Genomic DNA, 313 nt, shown 5'->3' on the forward strand with positions numbered 1-313 from the left:
GGGGGGAGTACGGATTCTTCTGTCTTTCTTCGATCTGTTCCTGACAACTTTGCTGTGGATGGCGCATGACACGCAGTAGTGGAGCTTAGCGTATAACTTAGGGAGCTGGAACATTGGGTATACAGAGGCATCGTTAATATCTCTGACCGCCGCCGCTTCTACGATGTTCCTAATCACGAACTTTTTGTTAGCCTTGTCCTTTGGCACGCACCGCGCGCAGTTTGTGCATCTCACAGCTTTAACGTGACCACGTCCATGCTTGGCGCGTCCTCCATTACGGCGCTTACGAGTCATGTTTCTAACCTCCGATCCG

1 protein-coding gene is annotated in these 313 nt (G+C 51.4%); it reads right to left on the minus strand.

The window, feature by feature from the left end; all coding sequences use genetic code 11:
* Positions 1 to 294 (minus strand): eS26 family ribosomal protein (locus F0U47_RS22935; RefSeq protein WP_246159726.1); only part of this gene is annotated, 294 nt, incomplete at its 3' end.
* Positions 295 to 313: the final 19 nt, after the last annotated feature.

The sequence above is a fragment of the Nocardioides antri genome, assembly GCF_008373765.1.
GTDB lineage: Bacteria > Actinomycetota > Actinomycetes > Propionibacteriales > Nocardioidaceae > Nocardioides > Nocardioides antri.